Annotated in this window: 10 protein-coding genes; all 10 read left to right on the top strand. The window is 39.4% G+C overall.

The features are described from left to right. Positions 1-85: 85 nt before the first annotated feature. The 10 genes from AC6H0V_RS06525 to fucP all read left to right on the top strand — a co-directional run bounded on the left by AC6H0V_RS06525 (position 86) and on the right by fucP (position 14,338). The gene (locus AC6H0V_RS06525) at positions 86-2,836 is read left to right on the top strand and encodes a family 78 glycoside hydrolase catalytic domain (protein WP_497562910.1); all 2,751 of its coding nucleotides are present in this window, start codon (positions 86-88) and stop codon (positions 2,834-2,836) included. Then, positions 2,833-3,939 carry a glycoside hydrolase family protein gene (locus tag AC6H0V_RS06520; protein ID WP_497562909.1) on the top strand — a complete coding sequence of 369 codons (1,107 nt, stop codon included), beginning with the start codon at positions 2,833-2,835 and terminating at the stop codon, positions 3,937-3,939. Before AC6H0V_RS06525 ends, AC6H0V_RS06520 begins: the two co-directional genes overlap by 4 nt. Beyond that, positions 3,936-6,356 carry a glycoside hydrolase family 2 TIM barrel-domain containing protein gene (locus AC6H0V_RS06515; protein ID WP_497562908.1) on the top strand — a complete coding sequence of 807 codons (2,421 nt, stop codon included), beginning with the start codon at positions 3,936-3,938 and terminating at the stop codon, positions 6,354-6,356. Before AC6H0V_RS06520 ends, AC6H0V_RS06515 begins: the two co-directional genes overlap by 4 nt. Positions 6,357-6,446: 90 nt before the next feature. Beyond that, the gene (locus AC6H0V_RS06510) at positions 6,447-7,604 is read left to right on the top strand and encodes an ABC transporter substrate-binding protein (protein WP_497562907.1); all 1,158 of its coding nucleotides are present in this window, start codon (positions 6,447-6,449) and stop codon (positions 7,602-7,604) included. Beyond that, positions 7,601-8,752 (top strand): CaiB/BaiF CoA transferase family protein, encoded by a 1,152-nt coding sequence (locus tag AC6H0V_RS06505; RefSeq protein ID WP_497562906.1) that lies wholly within the window; start codon positions 7,601-7,603, stop codon positions 8,750-8,752. The genes AC6H0V_RS06510 and AC6H0V_RS06505 overlap by 4 nt, the downstream gene beginning before the upstream one ends. A gap of 3 nt (positions 8,753-8,755) precedes the next feature. Then, on the top strand, positions 8,756-9,919 hold the full coding sequence (locus AC6H0V_RS06500; RefSeq protein ID WP_497562905.1) for a CaiB/BaiF CoA transferase family protein: 1,164 nt from the start codon (positions 8,756-8,758) through the stop codon (positions 9,917-9,919). After that, positions 9,912-11,147, top strand: coding sequence for an extracellular solute-binding protein (locus AC6H0V_RS06495; protein ID WP_497562904.1), 1,236 nt, complete (start codon positions 9,912-9,914; stop codon positions 11,145-11,147). The genes AC6H0V_RS06500 and AC6H0V_RS06495 overlap by 8 nt, the downstream gene beginning before the upstream one ends. Continuing rightward, complete coding sequence (locus tag AC6H0V_RS06490; RefSeq protein WP_497562903.1) at positions 11,144-12,220, top strand: Gfo/Idh/MocA family protein; 1,077 nt, start codon at positions 11,144-11,146, stop codon at positions 12,218-12,220. Before AC6H0V_RS06495 ends, AC6H0V_RS06490 begins: the two co-directional genes overlap by 4 nt. 233 nt (positions 12,221-12,453) lie before the next feature. After that, entirely contained in the window at positions 12,454-12,894 is a 441-nt protein-coding gene (locus AC6H0V_RS06485; RefSeq protein ID WP_497562902.1) for a MaoC/PaaZ C-terminal domain-containing protein, read from the top strand. Between the two features lie 148 nt (positions 12,895-13,042). Beyond that, on the top strand, positions 13,043-14,338 hold the full coding sequence (fucP, locus tag AC6H0V_RS06480; RefSeq protein WP_497562901.1) for an L-fucose:H+ symporter permease: 1,296 nt from the start codon (positions 13,043-13,045) through the stop codon (positions 14,336-14,338). Positions 14,339-14,424 lie beyond the last annotated feature (86 nt).

Raw genomic sequence — 14,424 nt, 5'->3', positions numbered from 1 at the left:
TAAAAATATTAAATAAGTCCTAACCATTTATAAACCAATGCTAATCCATATTAGTATTTAGCGTACCAACGCTAGTTTTTGTACAATGAACAAATTGAGCTGTTTCTTCTGGTTATACTTTTTGGCGATACCTGTTTTTGCTCAACAGCTAAAAGTTGGGGATTTGAGTTGTGAGTACAAAATTAATCCACTCGGTGTAGAAACCCAAACCCCAAGCCTAGGATGGAAACTTCAAAGTACAGGGTATGACGTTGTTCAAATCGCTTATCAGGTGCTGGTTAGTGATAATATGGCTGATCTGACCCAAAACAAAGGCAATAGCTGGGATTCGAAAAAAATAACAAGCAACCAATCGCTTCAATTGAAGTACAAAGGAAAATTATTAGGTGCCGCGAAAACTTACTATTGGAAAGTTAAAGTGTGGGATAATCAAAATCATGCCGCTTGGAGTAGCATCGCTACTTTTCAAATGGGTTTGCTAAGTGAGGCAGACTGGAGCGGAGCAAAATGGATTGCCTACGAAAAATTGGCAGATACGAATGTAAATATTCTTCCCACTGATGGGAAAAAGGACAAATATAATGGTAGTAATACCTTGCCTCTTTTACGCAAAGCATTTAAAGTAGCAAAGCCGATCAAAAATGCAACCGCATTCATCTCAGGCCTTGGGCATTTTGAATTGAGTCTTAACGGACAAAAAGTAGGCGATCATTTTTTGGATCCGGGGTGGACCAAATACGATAAGGAAGCGTTGTATGTAACTTTTGATTTAACTAAACAGCTGTTAAATGGAGAAAATGTGCTTGGTGTAATGCTGGGCAATGGTTTTTATTATATTCCTCCAGTTAAAGAACGATACCGAAAACTTAAGGTGGCTTTTGGCCTTCCTAAAATGATCTGTAAAGTGTTGATCCAATATACTGATGGCACTTCTTCAACAATTATCAGCGATCAGACCTGGAAAACAGCGCCCTCTCCAATTACTTTTTCGAGTATTTACGGAGGCGAAGATTACAATGCCAATTTAGAACAAAATGGTTGGGATTTCCCGAAATTTAATGATTCCAGATGGAAAACTCCAGTACTAGTGGATGGTCCGAAACTAAATTCACAAAAAGAAGAACCGGTTAAGGTATTCGAAAATTTTTCGGCTAAAACCTTAACATCAACCGGAAAAGATTGGGTGTTCGATCTTGGTCAGAATGCCTCAGCGATTATAGAATTAAAAGTAAAGGGCAAAAAAGGCGATACAGTACGTATCATCCCAGCCGAATTGCTAAAAGCAGACGGAAGTGTAAATCAAAAGCCAAGCGGTAGCCCGGTTTATTACAATTATATTTTAAAAGGGCAAGGGGTTGAAATCTGGAGACCGCGTTTTACCTATTATGGGTTTCGTTACCTGCAAGTAAAAGGTGCAACACCTATCGGGAAAGAAAACAAGGAAAATACACCCATTATCATGGATTTAAAAGGCTTGCACATCAGAAACGCCGCTACATCCGTTGGAAAATTTGAAAGCTCTAATGATCTCTTTAACAAAACCTTTAACCTGATAGATTGGGCTATCAAGAGTAATATGGTAAGCTTATTTACCGATTGCCCACAACGTGAGAAGTTAGGTTGGCTAGAAGAATTGCACTTAATGGGAAGTTCGGTTCGCTATAATTATGATGTTGCGCCATTGTTTAGAAAGAGTTTGCAGGACATGAAAAACTCTCAAACTGCCGAAGGATTGATTCCAGAAATTGCACCAGAATATGTAAAATTTGAGTACGGTGGAAACAACATGTTTCGCGACTCTCCCGAATGGGGAAGTAGTGGTATCTTAATGCCGTGGTACGTATATCAATGGTATGGGGATGAGGAGGTTTTAATTGATAATTATCCCATGATGAAACGTTATTTGGCTTATTTGGCAACAAAAGCAGATCATCATATTTTGAGTCAAGGCTTAGGAGATTGGTATGATCTTGGTCCAAAGCCCCCTGGTGTATCACAACTCACCCCCATGGGCATTACGGGCACAGCTATCTATTATTACGATTTAAAAATCATGTGTAAGATTGCCGAACAGGTAGGAAATCCTAAAGATGTTGCTGATTATACTAACCTTTATCTTGAAGTTAAAAAAGCCTTTAACACAAAGTTTTTTAATAAAACTACAAGGCAATACGGTACGGGCAGCCAGACAGCTAATGCCATGGCTGTTTACATGGGTTTGGTAGAGCCTGAATATAAAGAAGCTGTTATTGCAAATATCATTAATGATATAAGGGATAGAAATAACGGTTTAACTGCAGGAGATATTGGATACCGTTACGTATTAAGGGTTTTGGAGGATGCGGGCAGATCTGATGTGATTTTTGACATGAACAGCCGTTACGACGTGCCGGGCTACGGTACGCAGCTCGCAAAGGGCGCCACCGCACTTACCGAATCATGGGCTGGCTTACCAAGCGTTTCTAATAATCATTTTATGCTGGGACATCTAATGGAGTGGTTCTATAGTGGTGTGGGTGGCATCAGAATGGATGATGAGGGCATAGCTTTCAACAAAATAAAAATTCATCCTGAAATAGTGGGCGATTTAACCTCGGCGAAAACAAGCTATCAATCTCCCTATGGTTTAATTGCAACGAACTGGAATAAAACGAGCAAGGGTTTATCTTTAGAAGTAACTATTCCGGTTAATACTAGCGCAACAATTTATCTTCCTGCTAAAGCTAATCAAATAATTACAGGAGTAGATAAGGCCTTAATTAACGTTATTGGTAAAGAAGGTGAGCGAACCATTATTAGGATTGGTTCAGGTACCTATAAATTTAAAGTAGAATGAGGAATTTGATATCAACCCTATTTTGCTTTATAGGTTTAGTATTTTCTGTGAAAGCACAAAAAACGAATGAGGTTTCTGCTTCCCAAATGGAAAAAATTTATCAGAAAGTTAAAACTCCTTATAAATATGGACTGGTGATGGTTCCTAGAGATGCAGCCCACAAAATGGATTGCCCAACTATTTTTAAAAAAGGTAAGGAGTGGTTTATGACCTATCTGGTGTTTAGTGGAAGAGGTTACGAAACTTGGTTGGCCAGGAGTAAAGATCTATTGAATTGGGAAAACAAAGGTAAAATTTTATCTTTTTCTGATAGTGCAGCTTGGGATGCCAATCAAAAAGCAGGCTATAACGCCTTAACCAGTACCGAATGGGCTGGGAATTATAAATTAAAACAATACAAGGGCAAATATTGGATGTCTTATTTTGGTGGTGCAGCCAAGGGTTACGAAGTAGAGCCCTTAGCTATCGGGATGGCCTATACTTTACAAGATCCATCCACTGGGCACGAATGGCAAAGGTTACCAAATCCTGTATTGAACTCAAGCGATGCTGATGTAAGGTGGTGGGAAAATAGGAACAAACTTTTTAAAAGTACGGTAATTGAGGATAGGGACCGTTTAACAGGGCACCGCTTCGTGATGTATTACAATGCCGTTGGTGATTCGCTGATTAACAACAAAAAAACACGCTGGTACGAACGGATTGGAATGGCTGTTTCTGATGATATGCAGCGCTGGCAGCGATTTGGTACCAATCCTGTAGTACACCACCCGGTTGGAATAACAGGAGATCCTATGATCCAAAAAATCAATGATACTTGGGTAATGTTCTATTTCGGTGCTTTTTGGGAAGATAGAAAAGGGGCTTTTAACCGTTTCGCAGCTTCAAAAGATCTAGTAAACTGGACAGATTGGACGGGGAACAATTTGATAGAGTCATCAGAAAAATACGACGAATTGTATGCACACAAGTCTTTTGTGCTTAAATATGAAGGTGTTGTCTATCATTTCTATTGTGCAGTAAACCAAAAAGACGAGCGGGGGATAGCAGTTGCTACTTCTAAAGACCTTGGAAAAAGTAAGTTAAATTTTGTTGCGCAATGATTACTAAAATTACACTTAGAATTAAATTGTGGATATTGTTCTTAGTTATTGGGAACTGTTGCCTTGCGCAATCGAGAATAAGTGCAAATTTTAATGCCGATTGGAAGGTTTTTTTGGGAGACCTCAGTACAGCAAAAGCTGAAGATTTTGATGATTCGAAATGGAGGAACCTGAATTTACCTCACGATTGGAGTATAGAAGGAAGATTTGACGAAAAGAACCCCGCAAAACCCGAAGGTGGGGGATTACCAACGGGAATAGCATGGTATAGAAAAACTTTTATTGCCCCACTTAATTTCAACACCAAGATTGTTTCCATAGAATTTGACGGGGTATATAAAAATAGTGAGGTTTATCTGAATGGTCAACTTCTGGGAAAAAGGCCTTATGGATACATTTCATTTTCCTATGAGTTAAATAAATACCTTAAATCGGGTAAGAATACAATCTCAGTAAAGGTTGATAATTCTGCTCAACCTGATTCTAGGTGGTATTCGGGATCCGGGATTTACAGGAATGTGAGGCTAACCACCACGGCTAAACTTGCAATCGCACAATGGGGCATAGGTGTAAGTACCACAAATGAAACCTCTGCAAGTGGAGCTTTGGTGAATATTAAAGCTAAGATCGATAATAAAACCTTGCAAGATCAACATGCCTTCTTGCAGAACGAGGTGTACGATTTTACCGGAAAACTGGTTGCGAAAAGCAAAATGTTAGCCTTTAAGTTAGATACAGCTGGATTAGATATGGTTACCGATATACAATTGAAAAACCCTGTTCTATGGTCGATTGATAATCCAAAACAGTACACGCTCATCACCAAGATTATACAAAACGGCAACGTTATTGACGAGAAAGTCACCTTTTTTGGTGTTCGCTATTTTAATTTCGATGCCCAAAAAGGATTTTCATTAAATGGGAAACGCTTAAAAATTCTTGGCGTTTGTATGCACCACGATTTAGGCGCTTTAGGGTCGGCCATTAACGTGCGGGCTATGCAACGGCAATTGGAGATATTGAAAGCAATGGGTTGCAATGCTGTCAGAACGGCGCATAATCCGCCAGCACCAGAATTTTTAAAGTTGTGCGACGAAATGGGATTTTTGGTAATGGACGAGGCATTTGATATGTGGATAAAGAAGAAAACGTCAAAAGATTATCACCTCGAATTTGACCAATGGCACAAAAGAGATTTAGAAGATCTGATTAAACGTGACCGAAATCACCCATCCATCATTTTATGGAGCATTGGTAACGAAATTAGAGAGCAGTTTGATAGTTCAGGCGTTGCGATTACCAAAGAGCTTGTGAAACTCATCAAAAACATAGACCAAACCAGACCAGTTACTTCTGCCTTGACCGAAACCGATCCTAAGAAAAATTTTATTTATCAGGCAAATGCCCTTGATATCTATGGTTTAAACTATAATCATAAACTGTATAAAGATTTTCCTTTAAATTATCCGAATCAGAAATTTTTAGCCACAGAAACCACTTCGGCGTTGGCAACCAGAGGATATTACGACACAGCGGATAGCATCAGGCGCTGGCCAAAAGATGGGAAAACCAAGTTCACCGAAGGCAACAAAGATTGGGCGGCATCAGCCTATGATAATGTCTCGGCATATTGGGGATCAACGCATGAAGAAACCTGGAAGGCCGCGAAAAACCTGGATTTTCTTTCTGGTTTATTTGTGTGGACCGGCTTCGACTATTTAGGCGAACCACTTCCTTACCCTTGGCCCGCACGGAGCTCATATTTCGGAATAGTGGATTTGGCAGGCTTCCCTAAAGATGCTTATTACATGTATCAAAGCGAGTGGACTACTAAGCCTGTGCTCCATATCTTACCACATTGGACTTGGGAAAAAGGAAGGAATGTTGAAGTGTGGGCCTATTATAATAATGCCGATGAAGTAGAACTTTTCCTAAATGGCAAGTCTTTAGGAAAACGACGTAAACAGGTTGATGATCTCCATGTAATGTGGAAAGTGCCCTATCAATCTGGTACGCTAAAAGCCGTATCTCGTAAAAATGGAAAAGTTGTTTTAGTTAAGGAGATTAAAACCGCTGGAAAGCCGACCCAAATTCAACTTTTAGCAGATCGTAGCAATATTAAGGCTGATGGTACCGACCTATCTTTCGTTACTGTTAAAATTTTAGATGCCAATGGAAATATAGTGCCAACTGCTAATAATTTGGTTGAATTTAAAATTAACGGTGTTGGCTTTATTGCCGGAGTTGATAATGGATATCAAGCAAGTTTGGAGCCGTTTAAAGCCAATTATCGAAAAGCATATAACGGATTGTGCTTGGCCATAATTCAGGCAAAAGAAAAAGTAGGAACAATTAAGTTAACTGCCACATCCGTGGGATTGAAAAGTGCGGTAATAGACATACATGTCAGCAAGTGAGAAGATAAATGAAAACAAAGGGCCTTTGCGCCTTTGTGTTAAAAAAAACAAAATCAGCTCTGCGTTTTTCGCAGTTAAAAAAGAATAAAAGTGTCAGAACAAATAATTTTAAAAGGTATAACTTGGAATCACAGTCGTGGATTATTACCCATGGTGGCCACGGCACAGCGCTTTTCCGAACTTAATCCTTCAATTCATATCACCTGGGAAAAGAGAAGCTTACAGGCATTTGCCGATTTCTCTATCCAAGAATTAGCAGAGCGATTTGATCTTTTGGTGATAGATCACCCTTGGGCAGGCTTCGCAGCAAAAACACAGTCGATCATACCTTTAGATAACTATTTAACTGCGGATTATTTAAAGGACCAAGCAATAAATGCGGTGGGGGCATCCCATGAAAGTTATAACTATCATGGCCACCAATGGGCATTGGCTATTGATGCTGCAACACCAGTAGCTGCAAGTAGACCAGATTTGTTAGCCGAAAAAGGGCTACGCTTGCCCGAAAATTTCGAGGAGCTACTGGCTTTGGCTGATCAGGGCGGCGTAGCATTTGCTGGCATCCCCATAGATGTGCTAATGAACTTTTATACCATTTGCTGTTCTCTTGACGAAGATCCTTGCCAAAATGATGAGTTCGTGATTTCTTCTGAAATTGGAACACAAGCCTTGAAGATGTACCGTCAATTGGCAAGTAAAATAGAGAGGGCAAACTTTAGCAGAAATCCTATTCAAGTTTATGAAGCCATGAGCAATACTGATTCGATCATATATTGCCCATTCGCCTACGGATATTCCAACTATTCGCGAAATGGATATGCTCGTAAGGTTCTTCATTTTCATGATATGATTAGCTTAAATGGCAAAACTAACCTCCGTAGCACATTAGGAGGCACAGGTTTAGCTATTTCTTCCAAGTGTGTAGCAATTGATGCGGCAGTTAATTATGTTTCATTTGTGGGTTCGCCCAACTGCCAACAAACACTTTATTTTGAAAGTGGAGGACAACCAGGCCACTTAACCGCATGGGCAAATGATGAAGTAAATAGACAAAGCCACAATTATTTTGCTAATACCTTACCTGCCTTACAACGTGCCTTTCTTCGTCCGCGATACCATGGCTCCATGTTTTTTCAAGACCATGCAGGTGACGTGATTAGAAATTACTTGATGAATGGGGGTAGCGAAGAAAAAGTATTAAACGAAATAAATATCATATATCGTAAATCTAAAACTTTAACAACATGAGGAAGCCATTAGAAGGAGTTTTAGTATTAGAGTTCTGTCAATTTTTAGCGGGACCTTCGGCAGGTTTAAAATTGGCCGACCTTGGGGCTAGAGTTATTAAAATCGAACGCCCAAATGGGGGAGATGCCTGCAGACAATTAGCGATCAAAAACATATTTGTAGATGATGACAGCCTCCTTTTTCATACTATAAACAGAAATAAGGAATCGTATGCGGCCGACTTAAAGAATGTTGAGGATTTAGGTCAGATAAAGAAATTAATAAATCAAGCCGATATCATGATCCATAACTTCAGGCCCGGAGTAATGGAAAAAATAGGATTGGACTATCAGAAAGTGCAGTTAATTAATCCGAAAATAATTTACGGGGTAGTTACTGGTTATGGCAATGTCGGGCCATGGGCTGGCAAACCCGGCCAAGACTTATTGGTGCAGGCCATGTCTGGATTAACTTATTTATCGGGCAGTAAAACTGATGATCCCGTTGCCTTTGGACTATCAGTTTCTGATATAATGTGCGGCAATCATTTAGCACAGGGTTTAATGGCAGGCCTAATTAAAAGGGCTAAAACCAACAAGAGTGTTTTAGTTGAGGTAAGTCTGCTCGAATCTATCCTAGATGTGCAATTTGAGGTGATCACTACTTATTTAAACGATGGAGGTAAATTGCCTGTAAGAAGTGCCGTTAAGGGCAGTGCACATGCGTACTTAAGTGCTCCTTATGGTATTTATCAAACCTTAGACGGGTACTTGTCGTTGGCCATGGGCGATTTGAACCTCATTGCCGGGGTTATTGGGTGCGAAATTTTAGACCTTTATCAGCATTCGAATGATGCTTTTGATAATCGCGACGAAATTATGTTGCGTTTAGGGGCAGTATTCATTACCAAAAGTACCGCAAATTGGCTAGTGCTTTTAGAAAGTAAGGGGATTTGGAGTGCGGCAGTTAACGATTACGATGTAGCTACTTCGGCCGATGCCTACAAAAACCTTGACATTCAACAAACGTTGAATTTAAAAAATGGAAGAAGCTTAAACACAACGGTGAGTCCAATTCGCTTGGATGATCAAAAACTATATGCCCCTCAATCTGCTCCAAAATTAGGAGCAGATAATGATAAAATAGACCTAGAGTTCGAATTAAATTAGCTTATGCAACCACTTGAAGATTATTTAGTTATAGATTTTAGTCAATTCCTTTCAGGTCCATCTGCAAGTTTACGATTGGCGGATATGGGCGCGAGGGTAATTAAAATAGAACGTACCGGTGTTGGGGATATTTGTAGAACATTGTACACCTCAAATCTAGTGATGAATGGAGAATCATCCGTATTCCATGCTATAAACAGAAATAAAGAGAGCCTCGCGGTTGACCTTAAAAAGGAGGATGATTGCGAAATTGTCCGCGAACTGCTTAAAAACGCTGATGTTATGATCCATAATTTTAGGCCAGGGGTGATGGAAAGACTTGGATTTGATTATAAAACTGTGCAAAAACTCAATCCAACCATAATCTATGGCGAAATTTCAGGCTATGGTACAACTGGCGACTGGAAAAACAAACCCGGACAAGACCTGCTGTTACAGTCTGTAACCGGAATTACATCTTTAACTGGCAATGCCGATGATGGACCTGTTGCAATGGGTCTATCTATTGTTGACATGTTGGCGGGTACTCATCTTGCACAGGGGATTTTGGCTTGCCTTTACCGTAAGGCCATTCAGCATTGCGGCGGCTTTATCCAGGTTAGCATGATGGAATCAGCATATGATTTTCAGTTCGAAACCATTACTACTTATTTCAATGACGGGGGATCTCTGCCAGAAAGATCAGTAAAAAACAACGCAAATGCTTATCTAGGTGCACCCTATGGGATATATCAAACCAAGGATGGTTATTTAGCTTTGGCAATGGCTTCTATTCCGCTACTAGGAAATCTTCTTAAATGCGATGCCTTGTTAAACTACATTGAAATTAAAGACGCATTTGAACTTAGAGACGAAATAAAGGAAATCCTAGCGAAACATTTATTAACTGCAACAACAAAAACTTGGCTTTCTGTATTAGAACCTGCAGATATATGGTGTGCAGATGTGTTAAATTGGAATCAATTAATGGCTCACGAAGGATTTAAAGTATTGAATATGGTTCAAGAAGTGGAAATGGCAGATGGTTATCGATATAAAACCACCCGATGTCCTATACGGATCGATGGAGAATTATTAACTTCAAGTAAAGGATCGCCTAAATTAGGCCAAGATAACGAGCAGCTCATCAAAGAATTTACCCAATTAAATACATCCGCTAATGCATAGTAAACAACCATTCAGAATTGCGGTTCGTAAGTTCGGACCATTCGAATCAGCCATGCAGAAATTTTGGAACAGCTATTGTCTTTTTTCTGGTTGCGATCTCGAATTAGAACTGGTAATCATGGATTTGCATGAGCTTCATCAGCGCACATTAACCGATAAAGGCTTAGCCAATGGAGATTTCGATGTAGCCCATATCAATACCGATTGGCTTTATGAAGGGCATACCTCAGCATCATTTGAAATATTAAATGACTATATAGAAAAAAACCCGCCACACCACTATCCCAATGGCTGGAGTCCATCATTATTAGGTTTGCAAAAATTTGAAGATCAGATTGTAGGTTTACCTTTTCACGATGGTCCCGAATGCTTAATTTATCGCAAAGATTTGTTCGAAAATCATCAGGAACAAGCTAATTATCTAGCTAAATATGGCAAACTGCTCATGGTGCCAAAAACTTGGGATGATTTTTATAACATCGCACGGTTCTTTAATCGCCCTGCGCAAAATTTATATGGAACTATTTTTGCCTGCTACCCAGACGGCCACAATGCGGTATTCGACTACTGTTTGCAATTGTGGACCCGAGGAGGAAATTTAGTGGATGAAAACGGCGCTATCAATATAAATACTTCCGCGTCCTTAGAAGGATTAAACTTTTATAGAAAAATTGTAAAAGATCAATCTGCAGTACATCCGGGCTCCGAAAATTTTGATTCGGTTGCGGCCGGCATCGCTTTTAGTCAGGGAGAAGCGGCAATGATGATTAATTGGTTCGGTTTTGCTGCCATGAGCGAAGTTGCTGCAAATTCAAAAGTTAAAGATAAGATCTATGTAGACCTACTTCCCGCCAATCCTGATCAAAATTCTGCATCGCTAAATGTATATTGGCTCTATACCATCGGCAAAGGAAGTAAAAACAAGGAAGTTGCCTACGACTTTCTTCGCTTTGCGACAAATGCTGTTAACGATAAATTATTAACTCTAGAGGGAGGGATAGGGTGTAGGATTTCGAGTTGGAATGACCAAGAAATTAACAGGGTTATTCCATTTTACCATAAACTTGATGCTCTACATGTGGTAGCAAAAATGCTTCCTCAGCGTAAAAATTGGGCTCAAATTGCCGTTGTGATTGATCAAATGGTAATGGATGCCATACATACCGATCAGTCATCAGAAATGATTTTATCAATAGCCCAGCAAAAGATTAATTTAATTGATAAATGAGCATTAACTTAAACTATAAGCCAATACTACCAAAAACGGTACAACCTATCATCATAATCGGTGCGGGCGGTATTGTAGCTGATGCCCATTTGCCAGCCTATAAATTAGCTGGGTTTAAAGTGCATGGAATCGTAAACCGAACCAAAGAAAAAGCGCAAAAATTAGCGAATGACTTTAGTATTCCCAATGTGTACAATTCTGTAGATGAGGCTGTTAAACTCGCTCCATCAAATGTGGTGTACGACTTAACCATTATGCCAGAGCAGTATCTAGAAACGTTAAGAAAACTGCCTGATGGGAGTGCGGTATTGATCCAGAAACCTATGGGTGATCACTTTGCCCAGGCCAAAGAAATCCTAGAATTGTGCAGAGCGAAAAAATTTAAAGCTGCAATTAACTTCCAATTACGTTTCGCACCATTTACTAGTGCAGCAAGAAATTTAATTAATTCGGGATTAATTGGTGAATTGTATGATATGGAAGTTAAGGTAACGATTAAGACACCGTGGGAGCTGTTCCCACATGTAATCATCCATCCCCGGTTGGAGATCCAGTACCATAGCATTCATTATATTGATTTGGTTCGCTCATTTTTGGGCAATCCCAACAGTGTTTTGGCAAAAACATTAAAACATCCTGCGAAAAACCTTTCCTCATCTCGATCAACCATTTTGTTCGACTATGGTGATACGGTGCATGCTGTAATAAATACAAACCACGATCATGATTTCGGACCCAAAAACCAAGAAAGCTATATCAAATGGGAGGGTTCTAAAGGTGCAATCAAAGCAAAAATGGGCTTATTGATGGATTATCCCCATGGGGTACCAGATCAGTTCGAATACTGCCAAATAGAAGAGGGTAAGGAGCCAACTTGGCAAGTTATTGATTTGGAAGGTTCGTGGTTCCCAGAGGCATTTATAGGTACAATGGCCAATTTAATGCGCTTTGTTGAAGGCTCTACCCCTAAATTGGAAACGAGTGTTGAAGATGTGATTAACACCATGGCTGTTGTAGAAGCAGCCTATATTTCGAGCGATAAAGGTGGGATTAAACCTGTTTTAACGCATTGACTTTATCAAAGATGAACTAAAAATTAACAACACTCGTCCTCGTTTATAACGAGGATGGGCGAGAAAGGCGATTGTATCGCCAGTGATAAATAGAAAAAGAACAAGGGTATTTTAATCAACATTTTTGGGAAGACTACCAAATAAACTAAAAAGTAACAGGGCTCGTCTTCGTTTTTAACGAGGATGCGCGAGAAAGGCGATTATATCGCCAACGATAAAATAAAAAAGAACAGATGTATTTTAAATCAACATTTTTCGAAGACTACCAATTAAACGACAAACGTATTACCTTAGGTCGTACCATCACAGAAACTGATTTTGTGGTACACGCTGGTCATACGGGAGATTTTTTTCCTCATCACATGGATGCAGAATGGTGCAAAACCCAGCCCTTTAAACAGCGAATAGCCCATGGAACGATGGTTTTTAGTATCGGCATCGGACTAACGGCATCAGAAATTAACCCAGAAGCAATGTCTAAGGGCTACGATCGCTTGCGCTTCATTAAACCTGTTTTCATCGGCGATACCATTCATTCTGAAGTTACTATTTCAGAAAAAGCAGATGGGAAGAAACCTGAACTAGGCGCAGTAACTGAGCATGTAGAAATTATAAACCAACATGGAGAAGTGGTGTTGGTTTGTGATCATCTATTGGTGGTGAAGAAGAGATGAGTTTAAAAATGTTTTGTCAGTCTGAGCGTAGTCGAAGACAAAAAAATTTTAATGTAAGCAGGCAGTAAAAGTAAAGCATAATACAACTTAGTACCCTTCGACTACGCTCAGGGTGACACTAATAAAGAACCAATTAAACAGACCAAATATGAACCACAACAACCAACCAGAAATTATTACGGAAGAAAATCCCTCATCGGGAAATAAGTATCTTCTACCATTTATCTTAGTTGTAAGTCTATTTTTCCTCTGGGGAATGGCGCATAACTTAGATTCGGTGCTCATTCCTCATTTAAAAAAGGCATGTAACTTAAACAACAGGCAATCAACCTTAATTGATACTTCAGTATTTCTGGCTTATTTTTTAATGGCTATTCCTGCGGGTATGATCTTGAAAAGATGGGGTTATAAAGCAAGTATGATCACAGGCCTTTTGGCATTTGCCGTTGGCGCATTTTTATTTGTTCCAGCTGCAAATGGACTATCTTACGCTACGTTTTTGATTGCTTTATTTATCATAGGTTGTGGCCTTACTATTTTGGAAACATCGGCAAACCCATATGCTGCAGTGCTTGGTGATCCTAAAAAAGCGACATTTAGACTTAACTTAGCAGCTACCTTTAATGGTTTGGCCGCCCCAGTTGCTACGGCGGTAGGCGGATTTATTTTGTCAGGAAAATCTTATTCTAAAGATGAATTAGCGGGAATGACAGAGGCGGTACGTAACAATTATTTCTTAACAGAAGCCTCAACAGTCAAAATACCATATATTATTTTAGGAAGTGTACTGATCCTTGTAGCCGTACTTTTTTACTTCATGAAGCTTCCGGAGATTAAAACTAAAAGTATTGATGGGGAGGCAAAAGGAAGCTTTATTGGAGCCTTAAGACATAAACATTTGAAATGGGCTGTTGTAGCACAGTTTTTTTATGTTGGCGCACAAGTTTGTGTAACCAGTTTTTTTATTAGGGCAGCACAACAAGGAGGTGGATTTGACGAATTTACAGCCCTTAAATTTCTTGGCTTGTATGGAACATTGTTTTTAGTTGGTCGTTTTGTAGGGACCATTTTTCTTAGATATATTGCTTCACATAAGTTGTTGGCGATTTATGCGGTAATTTCTATTTTACTTAGTATGGTTGCAATCTTAGGTAACGGAGCCTATGTGGTTTATGCACTAGGTGGATTGGGATTTTTTATGTCGATCATGTTTCCAACTATTTTTGCACTAGGAATCGAGGGAATTGGTGATGATACTAAGCCTGGCTCTTCTTGGCTGATAATGTCAATAGTTGGTGGTGCAATTCTACCTTATGGAATGGGCACATTAATAGATCATTATGGAGATAAAATCCAAGTTGGCTATAGTATTCCATTAGTTTGTTACCTAGTTATTTTATTTTTTGCCCTTAAAGGATATAAAATCGAACATAAGAGAGACTAGCGTAAAGCGATAAGGGCCGGGCGATAAGTGTCCAACTTAACAATATAGCAATTCAACAATATAGCAATTCAACAATTCAACAATTG

The sequence above is a fragment of the Pedobacter sp. NO84 genome, from assembly GCF_059703915.1.
The sequence above is the reverse complement of the archived record's forward strand: the minus strand, read 5'-3'. Positions and strand labels throughout refer to the sequence as shown.

Bases quoted from the DNA above. Each gene is read 5' to 3' on its own strand.
- AC6H0V_RS06500 (WP_497562905.1), top strand. From the start codon at position 8,756: ATGCAACCACTTGAAGATTATTTAGTTATAGATTTTAGTCAATTCCTT.
- AC6H0V_RS06485 (WP_497562902.1), top strand. From the start codon at position 12,454: ATGTATTTTAAATCAACATTTTTCGAAGACTACCAATTAAACGACAAA.
- AC6H0V_RS06515 (WP_497562908.1), top strand. From the start codon at position 3,936: ATGATTACTAAAATTACACTTAGAATTAAATTGTGGATATTGTTCTTA.
- AC6H0V_RS06525 (WP_497562910.1), top strand. From the start codon at position 86: ATGAACAAATTGAGCTGTTTCTTCTGGTTATACTTTTTGGCGATACCT.
- fucP (WP_497562901.1), top strand. From the start codon at position 13,043: ATGAACCACAACAACCAACCAGAAATTATTACGGAAGAAAATCCCTCA.
- AC6H0V_RS06495 (WP_497562904.1), top strand. From the start codon at position 9,912: ATGCATAGTAAACAACCATTCAGAATTGCGGTTCGTAAGTTCGGACCA.
- AC6H0V_RS06505 (WP_497562906.1), top strand. From the start codon at position 7,601: ATGAGGAAGCCATTAGAAGGAGTTTTAGTATTAGAGTTCTGTCAATTT.
- AC6H0V_RS06520 (WP_497562909.1), top strand. From the start codon at position 2,833: ATGAGGAATTTGATATCAACCCTATTTTGCTTTATAGGTTTAGTATTT.
- AC6H0V_RS06490 (WP_497562903.1), top strand. From the start codon at position 11,144: ATGAGCATTAACTTAAACTATAAGCCAATACTACCAAAAACGGTACAA.